Here is a 15418-nt window from a genome sequence, read left to right on the forward strand (position 1 = left end):
TGCCAACATACCGGAGAAGGGAGCAACCATGAGCGAAAAAACCTTTCAGGACCGCGCGGTGGGCGCCATCATGGGCGCCTTCATCGGTGAGTCCCTGGGGATGGGGCCGCACTGGTATTACGACCTGGCGGAGATGCGCCGCGACTACGGCGACTGGATCGACGGCTACACCGCCCCCCGGCCCGGCCGCTATCACGCCGGGCTCAAGGCCGGCCAGCTTTCCCAGCCGGGGTTCATCCTGCGCATGCTTCTCGACTCGCTGGTCAGCTGCGAGGGATACGACGAGGTGGACTTCTGCCGCCGCCTCGACCAAGAGTTGCTGCCCCTTCTCGACGGCACCCCGGTCAACGGCCCGGGCGGCTACACCAGCCAGTCGATCCGCGAGTTGTGGCGCCAGCGGCTGCAGCGCAGGCAGCCCTGGGGGCGCACCGGCGGCCACGCCGACACCACCGAGGCGATCGAGCGCACCCTGGCGCTGGCGGTGCGTTACGCCCGCGAGCCCGCCCAGTTGGCCGCCGCCGTCACCAGCAACACCATCCTTACCCAGGTCGACGAGACGGTGGTTTCCATGACCGTGGCCTACGGCGCGGTGCTGGGGCTGCTGGTGCAGGGGCACTCCCTGGACGCGCGGCTCTCGGGCAGGCTGATGCAGCAGGTAAAAAGCGGCGCCCTGCCGTTTCACGCGGTGACCGGCGACAACCTGCAGCCCCCCCGCCCGGGCGACCCCGACCCGCCGCGCGCCGGCCGCTTCGCCTCCCCCGACGCGCTGCTGACCCCCTCGCACATGGCGGCGGCCGCCGCCGACCCGCAGATCCGCATCGAACCGGCCTGGAAGGTTGCCATCGTCTACGGCATGCCCTGCGCCATCTACCACCAGCTGCCGGCGGCCTACTACCTGGCCGCCCGCTTCCGCGACGATTTCGAGGCCGCCGTGCTCCACGCGGTCAACGGCGGCGGCCAGAACCAGGCCCGCGCCATGCTGGCCGGCGCCCTGGTCGGCGCCCAGGTGGGCCTGGCGGGTATACCCGAACGCTTTCTGGACGGGCTCGAGGAAACTCAGACGCTCTGCCGGCTGGCCGAGACCCTCGCTTCCCAGGCGAACTCCTGAGCAGGAGTGGTCGAGAAGCCCCTGGGGCGCGAACCCGCCCCCTGCTGTCAGGCAACCGGGACACAGCCCGGTGAGTCGCAGCGAACCCGGAGGTTTTAAGCCTTGCGTCGTCTGAAAATCACCCACCTCACCGAATACCGATACTCGGTCCCCGTCACCCTGCATCCCCACACCCTGCGGCTGCGCCCCCGGGAAGGGCCCGAGGTGCATATCGAATCCTCGGCCCTGACGATCTTCCCCGCGCATAGGGTCAAGTGGCACCGGGACGTTCTCGACAATGCCGTGGCCGTGGTCGAATTTCTCGAGGCGGCGCAAACCCTCTCGATAACCAGTGAAGTGGTCATTCAGCATTACCTGGAGAATCCGCTCGATTTTCTCGTCGCGGACTACGCCGTCAACTACCCTTTCCACTATGCACCCCAGGATCTGCCAGATCTGACCCCCTACCTGCAGCTGGTCTACCCCGAGGACCAGGGGGCCATCCGCAGCTGGCTCGACCAGTTGGGCCTGGGCTCGCCCGCCATGCAGACCTATGCTCTGCTCGATCGGTTGAGCAAAACCATCGCCAGCCAGTTCGCTTACACCCTGCGCGAAGAAATGGGGGTGCAGTCCCCGGCGCAAACCCTGGCCTGGGGCCGTGGGTCCTGCCGCGACTTCGCCGCGCTGTTCGTCGCGGCCTGCCGCTGCCTGGGCCTGGCCAGCCGCTTTGTCAGCGGCTATGGCCACCTGCCCCACTCGGAGCAGTGGTCCACCACAACCCACGCCTGGGCCGAGGTCTACCTGCCCGGGCCGGGCTGGAAGGGCTTCGACCCGACCGGCGGCGAGGTAACCGGCAGCCGCCATATCCCCGTGGCGGTGGCCCGCCGTCCCGAGGCGGTCCCCCCGGTGGCCGGGAGTTTCTTCGGCATGACCGGGCCGCCACCGGCCCTGATCGTCGATGTCAGGGTGGTGGCCTTCTGAGCAGGCGGGCGCGGCGCGGATGGTCTGAGGGGAACAGGGTTCACTTGCGTCCTTGAACGGCGGCGCGCGATCCTATATAGTCCCCCCAAAAGCCCCATCAACCTCGCCGGAGCCCCAAACATGGACATCGACCTGGACGCGCTGCACAACCTGATTACCAACCGCATCGACGAGATCGAAACGATCGTCAGCGGAACCGGCTATCTGCCGAGAACCGTCATCGGCGTCGGCACCTTTCTGCTGGACAACGAAGGGCATTTCGATCTGCTGACCGCCAAACAGCAGGTCACTTTCGAGAAGTTTCTCAAACCACTGCTGGAAGCATCCGGCGACCAGCGCAGAACCGAGGACTGACCCGTTACGGCCCCGGAGGGGGGGACGGGGCGGCAATCCTGGCGGAAAAAAGTCAGGTTACCAAGAGCAAACCCTCCACCTCATCAACCCACCGGGCAGCCGGCCCACCAGGGAAAATCACCCCGCCCCACTTTCCAGGCGACGGAGAATTGCAGACGGCAGGCAGATTTATTCAGGCAAAAGGGCGGCCGCAGGGCCGCCCTTCAGATTTGGACCGCGGAAGCCTTCCCCCCGGTTACAGCAGCAGGTAGATCAGCGGCAGGGTGCCGAAAGAGAAGATGATCCCGAGCCCGACCAAGGCCACGGCCAACTCGGCCTCCATCCCTGCCGCCACCGCCAGGGCGCCAGCGGTGACCATGGGAGGCATGGCCGCCTCGAAGATGGCGATGTCCGTCGCCAGCCCCTGCAACCCGAGCAGGCGGCAGACGGCGAGCGCTGCAAGCGGGGCGAGGCACAGCTTCACCCCCAGCCCGAAGCCGAGCGGGGCGAGCACCGAGCGGCGCAGCCGCCAGCGCAGCTGCAGGCCGATGGCGGTCATCACCAGCGGGGTCAGGGTGCCGGCGACATCCTGCAGGGCCGCCACCAGCCGTTCCGGGTAAGGCCAGCCACGCAGAGCCAGCCCGGCGGCCAGCGCCACCGTGGGGGGAAAGAGCAGCACCCGCCGGGCCACCGCCGGCAGGTTGAGGCCGCCCTCCTTGCCGTAGAGGGCGAGGACCAGCGACCCGAAGGTGGCGAAGATCAGCATGGTGCCGATCTGGTCGTAGATGATCAGAAAGGGGACCCCCGCCGCGCCGAAAAAGGCCTGCACCATCGGCACCCCCATGAAGGAGGTGTTGCCCACCGGCACCACCAGCAACAGCACCCCCGTGGTAGCCCGCGGCCAGTTCCAGGCCCGCGCCGCCGCCAGCACCAGCAGCACCGAGAGCAGCAGCATCCCCCAGGGGACCACCGCGGCCACCAGCACCTCACGGTTGAAGCTCAACTGCGGGACCTTGAGCAGGATCAGGGCCGGCAGCGAGACGTACAGCGCGAACATGTTGAGGACCTGGGCCGAGTCGGCCGGGAAGGCCTCGAGGCGCCGGAACAGCATCCCCAGGGTGACGAACACCCCGATCAGTACGAAGTTATCCATGGCAGGTTAATCCGCGCCCCCGGGTTCCGGCTCAGGGGACAGCGATCAGCCCTTTCTCCCGCAGCTCGGCGAGCAGCGCCTCGCCCTGGGCGAGGCTGTCGAAAATGATCGCGGAGGTCATGGTGGCCGAGGTGACCGCGTCGATCTTGGGGTCGAATGGGGGCGGCGCGCTGAGGTAGGTCCCGACCACGCGGCGGCGCATGATTTCCACCTCCGCGGCGGTCCAGACATGGTTCTTGTACTTGGTCAGGTGCAGCGGTTCGAAGCCGACCACCTTTCCCGTCGGCTCGAAAACGTAGATGAAGTGCACGTCGTGGCAGATGTCGCAGACCGCGCTGCGGCTGGTCACTTCGGCGAACAGGCGGCGGCGCTCCTCGCCCTGCTGCATCAGCGCGGTGTAGACGCGGCGGCCGCTGCGCAGATCAAGGGGCATGACGTTGAGGATCCGCCCGCCGGTGTTGATAAAGGCGTTGCGCACCCGCAAATCCAGCTCCTGTTCGGAGAACATGGAGGTCACGGCGCTGCGCACCTTCACCGCAGCCTCCCCCTGGCGACGCAGTTCCTCGAGATCGGCGCCGGCCAGGCGCTGCAACTCCGCCAGCAGCTGTTCATGGTCGAAGTTGGTGCCGAGGTGGGTGCCGGCCACCACCCCCTCGCTGCCCGGGCGATCCTGGCGGACGTAGATGGAAAACGGCGTGGCCTGCCCGCCCAGGGCGCGGTAGATGGTGAAACGCGGATCGGGCAGCACCGGGAAGCGCACCTGGAACTTCTCGACAAAGGCGCCGACCTCCTCGGGGACGTTGCCCACCGCCACCGCCAGCAGCTTGATCCGGCCGCGGGTGGCGGGGTTCTCCTCGATCAGCTCGACCAGCCGGTTGTAGGGACGGGTCTGCATCTGGCAATGCAGGCAGTGCACGTTGAGCAACTCAACCAGCACCAGTTCGGCCTTGACCCCGCTCAGCGCGAAGCTCTCCCCCGGGGCAATGCCCAGGTAGTCCCTGGCCTCGGCCTGCGGGGGCACCGGCAGGGCCACCTCGGGAAAGCGATCGCCGAAGGCGATCAGCCGCCCCTGCTGGGCAGAGGCGGCGCCGGCGAGGCCGAGGGTCGCCAGCACCAGCAACAAAATTATCGAAAAACGACCTGCCATCCTATCCTCCCTGGTAAATTGCGGCGCCGACCATCCAAAGAAGACGCCTGAAACACTCGATTTCACTAGCTTCGAAAGCTGCCTGGGCACACTTGCCCCGCCTCCCGGGGATCCCGCAAGAGAACCGGAAAGCGGTTTTTTTTCTCCCTGGCCTGGCTAAACGGAGCCGTCTCCGGTATCCTCTTGCCGCAAACGCCCCTTCGGACCATGCATTTTCTGTCCCCCGACCCAAGGACATCTCCATGACAGCCGACGCCAAGATCGACATCAACGCCCTGGAAAAACCCTGGGAAAACCTCCACGAGCTGGTCACCGCCGGCGAGGCGGAGCCGCTGCTGGCCTTTCTCGACCTGATGAGCCCCACCGAGACGGCCCTGGCCATCTCCCGCCTGAGCTCCGAGGACCAGAGCCGCCTGCTGACCCTGCTTTCCCCGGCGGATGCGGCGGAGGTGCTCGAGGACATCTCCGAGACCCAGGCGGCGGACATGATCGAGGAACTGTCACCGGCCCACGCCGCCGCCATCCTCGAGGAACTCGACAGCGACCACATCGCCGACCTGCTGGGGGACATGGACGAGGACAGCGCGGCGGCCATCCTCGACAACATGGCCCCCGAAGAAGCCGAGGAGGCCCGCCAGTTCCTCGAATATCCGCCCGATACCGCCGGGGGGCTGATGATCTCCGAATGCCTCGCCTACCGCGAGGAGCAGCGCATCAGCGACGTGCTGACCGACCTGCAGGCCAACCGGGAAACCTACGCCGACTACAACGTGCAGTACCTCTACGTGACCGACGAGCGGCAGCGGCTGCGCGGGGTGCTGCGCATGCACGATCTGCTGTTTCCCGTGCACGCCGCGCCGCTGAGCCAGCTGATGATCCGCGACCCGCACAAGGTCCGGGTGGACGCGGGGCTGGACCGGCTGCGGGACTTTTTCGAGGAGCACCGCCTCTTCGGCGCCCCGGTGGTGGACGAGCAAAACCGCCTGCAGGGAGTGGTGCTGCCCGAAGCGGTGGAGGAGGCAGGCCGCAAGCGTTCGGTCAGGCAGTTTCTCGGCCTCAGCGGCATCATCGGTGGCGAGGAATTCCGCAGCATGCCGCTGCTGGTGCGCTCGGGCCGCCGCCTGTCGTGGCTGAGCCTGAACATCGTGCTCAACATCATCGCCGCCAGCGTCATCGCCATCTACCAGGACACCCTGGCGGCGGCCATCGCCCTGGCGGTGTTTTTGCCCATGGTCAGCGACATGAGCGGCTGTTCGGGGAACCAGGCGGTGGCGGTCAGCATGCGCGAGCTCTCCCTCGGCCTGGTGCGCCCCGGCGAGTTGCTCCGGGTCATGGCCAAGGAGGCGAGCCTCGGCGTCGTCAACGGCCTGGCCCTGGGCCTGCTGCTGGGGGCCGTGGCCTTTTTCTGGAAGAACAACTACTACCTGGGGCTGGTGGTCGGCGGCGCGCTGGCCGCCAACACCCTGGTGGCCGTGACCCTCGGCGGGCTGCTACCGCTGCTGCTCAAGCGCCTGAAGATGGACCCGGCCCTGGTCTCCAGTCCGCTGCTGACCACGGTCACCGACATGGCCGGCTTCTTTTTCGTGCTCAGCTTCGCTACCGCGGTCCTGCCGCGGCTGAGCGGGGGGTGAAAAACCCGGGAATCCAGGAGCCAGAATCCAGAATTCTGAAAACTCATTGCCGAATCAGCAGACAGGCGAACTCGGTGAGTTTGGTCACCCCGCGCTGCTGCAGCCCCTGGTGGGTCGGCAGGGCATCCTCCTCGGCCAGCAGTTCCACGGCAAAGGCCGGGTGGAAAAGCTCGCGGATCTGCGCGATGGGCACGGCGAAGGGCGGGCCTGCGGCCTGCTGCTGGTCGTAGTCGTAACTGACCAGCAGCACCCGGCTGCCGGAGGGGAGCAGTTCGGCCATGCGGGCGGCGTAGGGGCCGCGCATGGCCGGCGGCAACGCCACCAGCGAGCCGCGGTCGTAGGCGGCCCTTGCCCCGCCGAGATGGTCCCGCGAAATGGCGAACAGGTCTCCGCAGAACACCTCGATTTCCCCACTGCGGTAGTGGCTCAACTCCGCACCAACCTCCTGCCGGGTGACGGCCAGGCGGTTTTCGGCGAAAAAGGCCTCGACCCCCTGCCGGCTCAGCTCCACCCCGACCACCCCGGCCCCCTGGCGGGCAAGCCAGAGCAGATCCGGGCTCTTGCCGCACAAGGGGACGAAAACCCGCTCACCGGGGCCCGTTTGCAGGCGGGAAAAAAACCGCCGCAGGTAAGGGTGCTCGCTGGTCATGTGCCAGCCGAGCTCATTTTTCTCCCAGCGGTTGATCCAGAACTGCTTGTCCATCCATCCTCGCTTGATTTCGGTTGTTTCGATCCAACCCCGACCGCTGTTCCTGGCGGCCGCGGCGATTTTCCCATGAGCTGATCCCCGGTACTTTGCCGGAATTTGTTCTGCGTGCCACGACCGGATGGGCAAAGCTGGCATCATTCATGCTCTGAATCGCTTAACCTGCCCCTGTGCGTCATATTCTACAGAGCTTGTCACCCAGCGAGGCCACCTTGGAACGCTTTATCGCCAGACAGCCGATTTTCGACCGCAAGCAGAAGATTTTCGGCTACGAACTGCTGTTTCGCAGCGGTCTGGAAAATTACTTCGACTGCCCCGACTTCGACGAAGCCTCCTCGCGGGTGATCGCCGACAGTTTCCTGCTGTTCAGCATCGACGAGATGACCGACGGCACCCGCGCCTTCATCAATATGACCCGCAACATCCTGGTCAAGGACTACACCACCGTGCTGCCGCGCCAGACGGTGGTCGCCGAAATCCTGGAGACCATCGACCCGGATGAGGACCTGATCGGCGCCTGTCGCCGGCTCAAGAACGCCGGGTTCACCGTCGCCCTCGACGACTTCGTCTACCGGCGCGCCTACGAGCCGGTTTTCGAGTACGTCGACATCATCAAGGTCGATTTTCTCGCAACCCCTCTGCCGCGCTGCGGGGAACTCGCCGAGGCCCTGGCCCCCCGCGGGATCAAGCTGGTGGCCGAGAAAGTCGAAACCCAGGAGGTCTTCCAACAGGCGCTGGGGATGGGGTACGACTACTTCCAGGGGTATTTCTTCAGCAGGCCGGTCATCGTCTCACGCCGGGACATCCCGGCGAGCAAGCTCCATTACCTGCGCATCCTGCGCGAGATCAACTCGCCAGAAATGGACTTCCGCCAGCTCGAGCAGACCATCCACGGCGAGGTTTCCGTCTCCTACAAGCTGCTGAAATACATCAATTCGGCGGCCTTCGGGCTGCGCCGCCGGGTCACCTCCATCGGCCAGGCCCTGGCGCTGCTGGGGGAGAACGAGATCCGCAAGTGGGCCTCCCTGCTCGCCCTGACCAACCTGGCCCTCGACAAACCGGACGCCCTGGTGGCCTGCGCTCAGGTGCGGGCCAAACTGTGCGAGCTGCTCGCCCCCGCCGCCGGGCTCCAGGCGCGCACCGCCGAATGTTTCCTGATGGGCCTGTTTTCCCTGCTCGATGCCATCCTCGACCGGCCGATGCCGCAGATTCTCGCCGAGATCCCCATGGAGGAGGACATCCGCCGGGCCCTGCTCGGCGAATCCAACCCGCTGCGTCAGCTCCTTGACCTGGTCGTCTCCATCGAGCGGGGGGATTGGGCTCTCATGGAGGAGCTGGCCACAGGCCTGGGGCTGGCGAAAACCCCGCTCCAGGAGTGCTTCATGACGGCCATCCGCTGGGTCCGTCAGACCTCGAGGATCTGAGTTCTCCCCGCCGGCCTTTGACCCAGGCCCCAACCCTGCCATAATATGTGCTGTAGAGCCGCACAACGGCAGAGGGGAGAAGCCGGCAATGCCCGAGGATATTTTTCAACAGGAGCTGAATCGCCTGCGCCTTGAGCCGTTGAACCAGGTCGCCGCGCTCAAGCTCAAGCAGGCGGGGATCGCCGACCACCCGGCGGTTCTGCCCGTTTTCCGCCTCATGGAATGGGGGCTGGCGACCGGCAGCACCCTGGCCCAGGTGCGCACCGCCCGCGAGTTGCTGCGCCTGCGCCACCAGCGCGACCAGCGCAGCGCCCTCGACTACCTGCTGGCCAACATCCCCGGGGGGCTGCCCGATCTGCACCGGCGCCTGCTGCGACTGCCTCCCCGGAGCGCCGCCCAGACCCTGCTCGATCTGCTCGATCTGCGCCTGAAGGCGGACCCGAAAAATCCCTACCCGGCGGGCTAGGACCTCGGAGGCGGCTCTGAAAAACCCCCTTAAAGGAACAGCAGCAGGCTCAGCGCCATCACCACCATTCCGCCGATCAGCCCGTAGAGCGAAAAGTGATGCTTGCCGTACTCACGGGCGGCGGGCAGCAGTTCGTCGAGGGAGATAAAGACCATGATCCCCGCCACCCCGGCGAACAGCACCCCGAAAAGCACGTCGGTCATGAAGGGGAAGAGCAGGAAATAGCCGACCAGGGCGCCCAAGGGTTCGGCGAAACCGGAGGCGAAGGAGAGCAGAAACGCCCGACGGCGGCTGCCGGTGGCGTAGTAAACCGGGATGGATACCGCGATCCCCTCTGGAATGTTGTGGATGGCGATGGCTACCGCGATGGGCAACCCGAGCTGGGGGTCCTTCATGGCGACGGTGAAGGTGGCCAGCCCCTCGGGGAAGTTGTGAATGGCGATGGCCAGCGCCGAGAACACCCCCATGCGCAGCAGCCGGGGGTCGAAGTGCTCCTGGCGACCGTTCTGCAGCTCTTCGATGCGGTGCATTTCATGGGGGTTTTCGTAGCTCGGTACCAGCTTGTCGATCAGGCCGATCAGCAGCATACCGCCGAAAAAGGCCAGGACCGTGCCCCAGGAGCCCATGCGCAGCCCGACCTCGTGCGACATGGCATCACGAGCCTTGGCGAAGATCTCGACAAAGGAGACGTAGATCATGACCCCGGCCGAAAAACCGAGGGCGACGGCCAGCAGCCGGGTATTGGTGCGCTTGGCGAAAAAGGCCGCCGCGCTCCCCACCCCGGTGGCCAGGCCGGCGAACAGGGTCAGGCCGAAGGCCCAGAGCAAGTTCCCCTCGAACATTCCCTCCACTCCTGAAAGAGATACCGCAAGGCAATCCGGGTCAATATAGCATGGATTGCCGGCGATAAAAGCCCTTAACTTGAACTGCAGGACCCAGAGGTGACATATCCATGAGAAAACCAGGCGGCATCTTTGCCCTCGCCCTGTTGCTGCTGTTGGCGATCCTCGGCTGCGACAGGACCCCTCCCCTGTCTCCCCTGGCCCCGGAAGCGGTGGTGCTGGCCTTCGGCGACAGCCTGACTTTTGGCACCGGGGCACCGCGGGGCCAGGCCTACCCCGACGTGCTCCAGCAGCTGCTCGCTCACCGGGTGGTCAATGCCGGGGTTCCCGGGGAGGTATCGACCGAAGGGCTGAAGCGCCTGCCTACCATCCTCGCCGAGTATCGGCCCGCCCTGCTTATTCTCTGCCACGGCGGCAACGACCTGCTGCGCCGCCACGATCTCGCAGGGATCGAGGCGAACCTGCGCGCCATGATCGAACTGGCCCGGGCCGATGGCATCGAGGTGGTGCTGCTGGGGGTTCCCCAGCCGGGACTTTTGGTGCGGCCGCCCGATTTTTACCAGCGGATCGCCGCCGAGTATCGACTGCCCTACGATGGCGAGATCCTGCACCAGCTGCTCACCGACCGGGCCTTGAAAAGCGACACCATCCACCCCAACGCCGAGGGTTACCGCAAGCTTGCCGCGGCCCTGCATGAACTCATCGAAAATGCCCAGGGGGGTTGATCGCTCCGCCCGGCTCAGCGCGGGGTCAGCACCAGGTCGAAGGTGGCCGCCGCCGTTCCGGGGGCGGGGTAGTGCTGGGTGACCAGCGGCCTGAATCCCTCGGCCCGCACCAGCATGTGAATGTGGGGAGGCCGCCCGCCGTAGGCGGGAGGGAAATCGCTTTCGAAACGATAGCTGCCTGCGGCGTCGGCATAGATGGTTGCCCGGTGTCCGTCGTCGTAGCGCCCGGCCGGACCCGCCAGCCAGAGCTCGATCTGCGCTCCGGGAACCGGGGCACAGTCCAGCGCCGAGCGGACGCTGCCGCCCAGCAGGTAGCCCGAACCGACCCTGGCGCGCAGCGGCGCCCCGGGTTCGTAGAAAGGCCCCAGGGCATCGGGCCGGGTCGGCTCGCAGCGCACCGGCTCTTCCGCTGCCGGGCTGCCGGCAGCCAGGAGCAGCAGCAAAATGGGCGCTAGCAGATTTCGCATCCTGATCTCCATGAGATCACTATACCACCGCGCCGGCAGCCCGCCAGGTCAGGAATAGACCGGGTTCTCCTGCTCGGCAACGCGGATGAAGGTGGTGCGCTTGGTCAGCTCGCGCAGCGCCCCCGCCCCGACGTAGGTGCAGGCCGAACGCAATCCGCCGAGGATGTCCTTGACCGACTCCTCGATCGGCCCGCGATAAGGCACCTCCACCGTCTTCCCCTCCGAGGAGCGGTATTCCGCCACCCCCCCGGCATGCTTTTCCATGGCCGTGGAGGAGCTCATGCCGTAGAACAGCTTGTACTGCTGCCCACCGCGCTCCACCAGCTGCCCGCCGCTCTCGTCGTGACCGGCGAACATCCCGCCGAGCATGACGAAATCGGCCCCGCCGCCGAAGGCCTTGGCCACGTCCCCGGCGCAGACGCAGCCGCCGTCGGAGATGATCCGCCCCCCCAGGCCGTGGGCGGCGTCGGCGCATTCGATGACCGCCGAGAGCTGCGGGTAGCCGACCCCGGTCTTGACCCGAGTGGTGCAGACCGAGCCGGGCCCGATCCCCACCTTGACGATATCAGCCCCGGAGAGCAGCAGCTCTTCGACCATCTCCCCGGTGACCACGTTGCCGGCGACGATGGTCTTGTCGGCGAAACTCTGCCGCACCCTGGCCACGAATTCCACAAAGGCCTCGGCATAACCGTTGGCCACGTCAATGCAGATGAACTCGATCTTTGGATGGTTTTCCAGGATCTGGCTCAGCCGTTCGAAGTCCGGGTCCGAGGTCCCGGTGCTGGCCATGATGCGCTGGTAGATGTCCGCGTCTTCCTGGGCCAGAAACTCGCCCCACTGGGCCACGCTGTAATGCTTGTGGATGGCGGTCAGCATCCCGTGCCGGGCCAGCACCCTGGCCACCTCGAAAGTCCCCACCGTGTCCATGTTGGCAGCGATCACCGGCACCCCGGTCCATTGCCGACGGCTGTGCAGAAACGTGTAGGTGCGTTCGAGAACCACCTGGGCTCGGCTTTTCAGGGTGGAGCGCTTGGGCCGGATCAATACGTCCTTGAACCCCAGCTTCAGATCACTTTCGATGCGCATGGCGGCTTCCTTTCCGTTGGCAGGTTCGAACATCTCGATTGTTTCCGCTCTTGCAGCCAGAATACCAATTTTTTCAGGTGAATACCTGAATTCGTGAGTTTAGAGCGGGCAAGGGCCCGAGCCGCTGGCCCGCTTGCAGAAATTATCCGGGCCGGGGCGACTCCCGGCGGCCCGGCCAAGCCCGCCCGCTGCCCTGTTGCGCCGGAAATTTGACCCGGTCTATCCTGCCCCGCTCGTCCTTCTGACACCGACAACCGCCTAGGGAGCACGCCGGAAGTTATACCCAGGGGAAACGAGCCCCTCCATCTTCCTTTTGGAATGGTATTTGCGTATTCATTGGTTTTGATCCCAATCGTCCGCACCCTCGGAACCCCAAGGGCAGAGGCGTGCCAGTCCCTACCGTCAGAAACTGACTGGCTGAGCCTGAGCTGAATAAGAGAGAATATGCAGATGTCCTTTACCGGTGATTTGGAACACCTGTCGATTGTCGATGTTATCCAGCTGCTGAACTCCACGCGCAAATCGGGGACGCTCTGCGTCCGCGGGCGTAAGGCGGAGAACCAGATCGTCTTCAAAAACGGCTTTCTCGTCGGCGCCAACCACTCCAACACCGGGCTGCGCATCGGCAACATCCTGCTGGAGATGAAGGCCATCACCGCCGAGACCCTGGAGCGGGCCCTGGCCGGTCAACAGAGCGCGGGAGATGGCCGGAAGCCCCTGATCGCCACCCTCGTCGAGGGGGGCCTGGTCAACAGGAAGGCGGCCCTGAAGGGCCTGGAGAGACTGATCCAGGTCACGGTGGTCGAGATGGTGAGCTGGCGCCGGGGGACATTTTCCCTGGACGTCGACAACCTGTCCATCTCCGATGAATACCGCTATTTCCCGGAGAACCTCCACCAGGAAATCTGCCTGGATGCCCAGATGGTGTTGATGGATGCCCTGCGCATCTACGACGAGAAGGTGCGTGACGGGCTGATCGTCGAGGACGAGGAAGACGAGGAGGACGGGGATGACGAGGAGGCGGTGGTGCTGGAGGAAGCCCAGGAGCAGGTAGGGTCTTTCCTGTCCGCCGAGGATCTGGGGCTGGCGGACCTCGACCTGCTCGAGAAAAAAATCCCCGAGACGTTCTCCGGCCTGGAGGTCTTCGATCCCTGCAAGCTTCATCGCCAGAAAATCAGTGAAACCATCCCGGGGGCGACGCCCGAAGAGCAGGAGGCCCTGATCGACTTTCTGTTGCGCAGCCAGGCTCCCGCCGGCTGTGGCGACACCCCCCTCAGGCCCCTTGGCAAAAACCGGGGAATCGTCCTGTTCAGCCAGGACGAATTGCTGGTTCACACCGTCATGACCACCTGCAAGCAGGACGGCATGCTCATATTCGTCGCCGCGGAACCCGCCGACCTGGATCCGATCATCGACCAGTCGCTCTCCAAGGGGATCGTGCCGGTTCTGGTTTTCGATGCCCCCGGCGAAGGGCCCGGAGGCCAGTCGCGGGAGGCAATGGTCCAGCTTCGCCGGCAGAAAATAAGGAAATACTCCCGGATCACCCTGATCCAACTGGCGCCGCCCGGGGAGGGAGAGTTCGCGCTGCAGGCTCTTCGCGACGGGGCGCGTGCGGTGCTGCCCAAGCCGGCGCAAATAAACGCAGCGGGCTTCGTGGCCGGTTTCATCCTGTTTCTGGACACTTTCCGGGAATACCTGAAGGGGTATTTCCTCGAACAGGAGCAAAAGCTGTCGGGCCGGTTCCGTGACGGCATCTCCCGCCTGCGGGATCTCAAGGAAGCCCCGGAGGTTTCCCTGGCGATGCTCGGCTTCACCGCCGAGATGTTCGAACGGGCGCTGACCTTCGTGGTGCGCAAGGAAGAACTGATGGCCGAAAGGGGCATCGGCATCGGGAGACCCAAAGACCGGGGAGCCGGCGCGCCGCTGCGGTTTACCGTTCCGCTGGCGGGCTCCGGGCAGCTAAGCGAGGTGATCGAGAGCGGCGGCTGTTTCTTCGGCGAGGCCGCCGACGGGGCGATCAGGGACCAGGTATTTGGGGAAATCGGCGCCCCGGCCTCCCCGCATATCCTGCTGCTGCCGCTGAAAGCCCGGGGCAGGACCATCGCCGTCACCTATGCCGATTTCGGAGACAGGCCGGCTGCGCCGGTGCAGTTGGAACTGCTGGAAATCCTTGCCGGCCACGCCGGTACGGTTATGGAAAACTGCCTTTACCGCAAGCAACTGGAGAAAATCGCACCCTGAGCCTCGGCCCCGCGCCGAGCCGGAGCAGATCAAGACAAGGGGACGTTCATGGACTCGAAAACCTTCAACCAGATTTTGGAAATCGCCTTCGAAAAGCGCGTCTCGGATGTGCACTTCGAAGTGGACAATCCGCCTTTTTTCCGGGGCCGCGGTCAGCTGATCCGCTCCAAACTGGCCAAGCTGACACCCAAAGACACGGAATTCATCGCCACCAGGATCATGGAGCAGAACGGCCGCAAGCTCCCGGAAGATTTCAAGGAATTCGACGCCTCCTACGCCCTGTCCAACGGCGGACGCTTCCGGGTCAGCGTGTTTCGGCAGCGCGGCCACATCGGCATCGTCATGCGGGTCATCCCCCCCAACATCGGCACCTTCAAGGAGCTGAAGCTGCCCGCGGTGCTCGCCGAAATCGTCAAGGCCCCCAACGGCCTGATCCTGGTCACCGGCCCCACGGGCAACGGCAAGTCGACGACCCTGGCTTCGATGCTGCGCCACATCAACGAGACCTACAGCTACAACATCATCACCATCGAGGATCCCATCGAATTTCTCTTCACCTCGCAGAAAAGCTGCATCATCCAACGCGAGGTGGGGATCGACACCGAGAACTTCAGCAGTGCCCTGAAGGCCGCCCTGCGCATGGACCCCGACGCGATCATGGTCGGTGAAATGCGCGACCTCGAGACCATCGACGCCTGCATCAAGGCGGCCGAGACAGGACACCTGGTCTTCTCAACCCTGCACACCCAGAACGCGGCCTCCACCATCAACCGCATGGTCGGCTACTTTCCGCCCGACGCCCAGGAAATCATCCGCCAGCGCCTGGCGGACATCCTGGTCGCCACCGTCTCCATGCGCCTGATCAAGGACAAGACCGGCGAGCAGGTCATCCCCGTAGTCGAGGTGATGCGCACGACCACCACCATCCAAGCCTGCATCCGCGAGGGGCGCCTGGACGAAATCAAGAAGCACATCGAAAACGGCAGCGTCCAGTACCACATGCAGACCCTCGACCAGCACCTGCTGCAGCTCTGCCAGCGCAACATCATCACCCTGGAGAGCGCCAAGCGGGTCACCAATTCGATGGACTTCGAGCGGATGCTGACTTTCACCTGAGTCTGGACCGGAA

15 protein-coding genes are annotated in these 15418 nt (G+C 65.2%); 9 read left to right on the forward strand and 6 right to left on the reverse strand.

The window, feature by feature from the left end:
• Positions 1 to 28: 28 nt before the first annotated feature.
• The 3 genes from DESUT3_RS16585 (at position 29) to DESUT3_RS16595 (ending at position 2422) form a co-directional block, all read left to right on the forward strand.
• A complete protein-coding gene (locus DESUT3_RS16585; RefSeq protein ID WP_221249579.1) occupies positions 29 to 1108 on the forward strand; it encodes an ADP-ribosylglycohydrolase family protein in 1080 nt (359 codons plus the stop codon).
• Positions 1109 to 1210: 102 nt separating this feature from the next.
• Positions 1211 to 2068 (forward strand): transglutaminase family protein, encoded by an 858-nt coding sequence (locus tag DESUT3_RS16590; protein ID WP_221249580.1) that lies wholly within the window; start codon positions 1211 to 1213, stop codon positions 2066 to 2068.
• 120 nt (positions 2069 to 2188) lie between these two features.
• Entirely contained in the window at positions 2189 to 2422 is a 234-nt protein-coding gene (locus DESUT3_RS16595) for a hypothetical protein (RefSeq protein WP_221249581.1), read from the forward strand.
• A gap of 235 nt (positions 2423 to 2657) precedes the next feature.
• Here DESUT3_RS16595 and DESUT3_RS16600 read toward each other — a convergent pair whose 3' ends face one another.
• Both DESUT3_RS16600 and DESUT3_RS16605 read right to left on the reverse strand, forming a co-directional pair.
• Positions 2658 to 3554, reverse strand: a complete 897-nt coding sequence (locus DESUT3_RS16600) for an AEC family transporter (protein WP_221249582.1) — start codon at positions 3552 to 3554, stop codon at positions 2658 to 2660.
• Between the two features lie 31 nt (positions 3555 to 3585).
• A complete protein-coding gene (locus tag DESUT3_RS16605; protein WP_221249583.1) occupies positions 3586 to 4701 on the reverse strand; it encodes a TlpA family protein disulfide reductase in 1116 nt (371 codons plus the stop codon).
• Between the two features lie 242 nt (positions 4702 to 4943).
• On the opposite strand from DESUT3_RS16605, the gene mgtE reads away from it, so the two are divergent.
• Positions 4944 to 6332 carry a magnesium transporter gene (mgtE, locus tag DESUT3_RS16610; protein WP_221249584.1) on the forward strand — a complete coding sequence of 463 codons (1389 nt, stop codon included), beginning with the start codon at positions 4944 to 4946 and terminating at the stop codon, positions 6330 to 6332.
• Positions 6333 to 6375: 43 nt separating this feature from the next.
• On the opposite strand, the gene DESUT3_RS16615 is transcribed toward mgtE, so the two are convergent.
• Positions 6376 to 7035 (reverse strand): thiopurine S-methyltransferase, encoded by a 660-nt coding sequence (locus tag DESUT3_RS16615; RefSeq protein WP_221249585.1) that lies wholly within the window; start codon positions 7033 to 7035, stop codon positions 6376 to 6378.
• A 215-nt stretch (positions 7036 to 7250) separates the two neighbouring features.
• Between DESUT3_RS16615 and DESUT3_RS16620 the strand changes: the two genes are divergently transcribed.
• Together DESUT3_RS16620 and DESUT3_RS16625 are read left to right on the forward strand one after the other, a co-directional pair.
• Positions 7251 to 8462, forward strand: a complete 1212-nt coding sequence (locus DESUT3_RS16620; protein WP_221249586.1) for an EAL and HDOD domain-containing protein — start codon at positions 7251 to 7253, stop codon at positions 8460 to 8462.
• Positions 8463 to 8550: 88 nt separating this feature from the next.
• A complete protein-coding gene (locus tag DESUT3_RS16625) occupies positions 8551 to 8928 on the forward strand; it encodes a hypothetical protein (protein ID WP_221249587.1) in 378 nt (125 codons plus the stop codon).
• A 29-nt stretch (positions 8929 to 8957) separates the two neighbouring features.
• On the opposite strand, the gene zupT is transcribed toward DESUT3_RS16625, so the two are convergent.
• The gene (gene zupT / locus DESUT3_RS16630; protein ID WP_221249588.1) at positions 8958 to 9770 is read right to left on the reverse strand and encodes a zinc transporter ZupT; all 813 of its coding nucleotides are present in this window, start codon (positions 9768 to 9770) and stop codon (positions 8958 to 8960) included.
• A 110-nt stretch (positions 9771 to 9880) separates the two neighbouring features.
• On the opposite strand from zupT, the gene DESUT3_RS16635 reads away from it, so the two are divergent.
• Entirely contained in the window at positions 9881 to 10495 is a 615-nt protein-coding gene (locus DESUT3_RS16635; protein WP_221249589.1) for an arylesterase, read from the forward strand.
• Positions 10496 to 10509: 14 nt separating this feature from the next.
• Here the strand turns inward: DESUT3_RS16635 and DESUT3_RS16640 are convergent, their stop codons facing one another.
• Together DESUT3_RS16640 and DESUT3_RS16645 are read right to left on the reverse strand one after the other, a co-directional pair.
• Positions 10510 to 10962, reverse strand: a complete 453-nt coding sequence (locus DESUT3_RS16640) for an intradiol ring-cleavage dioxygenase (RefSeq protein WP_221249590.1) — start codon at positions 10960 to 10962, stop codon at positions 10510 to 10512.
• A 48-nt stretch (positions 10963 to 11010) separates the two neighbouring features.
• The gene (locus tag DESUT3_RS16645) at positions 11011 to 12048 is read right to left on the reverse strand and encodes a GMP reductase (protein ID WP_221249591.1); all 1038 of its coding nucleotides are present in this window, start codon (positions 12046 to 12048) and stop codon (positions 11011 to 11013) included.
• A gap of 450 nt (positions 12049 to 12498) precedes the next feature.
• Between DESUT3_RS16645 and DESUT3_RS16650 the strand changes: the two genes are divergently transcribed.
• A complete protein-coding gene (locus DESUT3_RS16650) occupies positions 12499 to 14289 on the forward strand; it encodes a DUF4388 domain-containing protein (protein WP_221249592.1) in 1791 nt (596 codons plus the stop codon).
• A 48-nt stretch (positions 14290 to 14337) separates the two neighbouring features.
• Positions 14338 to 15405, forward strand: coding sequence for a type IV pilus twitching motility protein PilT (locus tag DESUT3_RS16655; protein ID WP_221249593.1), 1068 nt, complete (start codon positions 14338 to 14340; stop codon positions 15403 to 15405).
• Positions 15406 to 15418: the final 13 nt, after the last annotated feature.

The organism is Desulfuromonas versatilis (assembly GCF_019704135.1).
Taxonomy (GTDB): domain Bacteria; phylum Desulfobacterota; class Desulfuromonadia; order Desulfuromonadales; family NIT-T3; genus Desulfuromonas_A; species Desulfuromonas_A versatilis.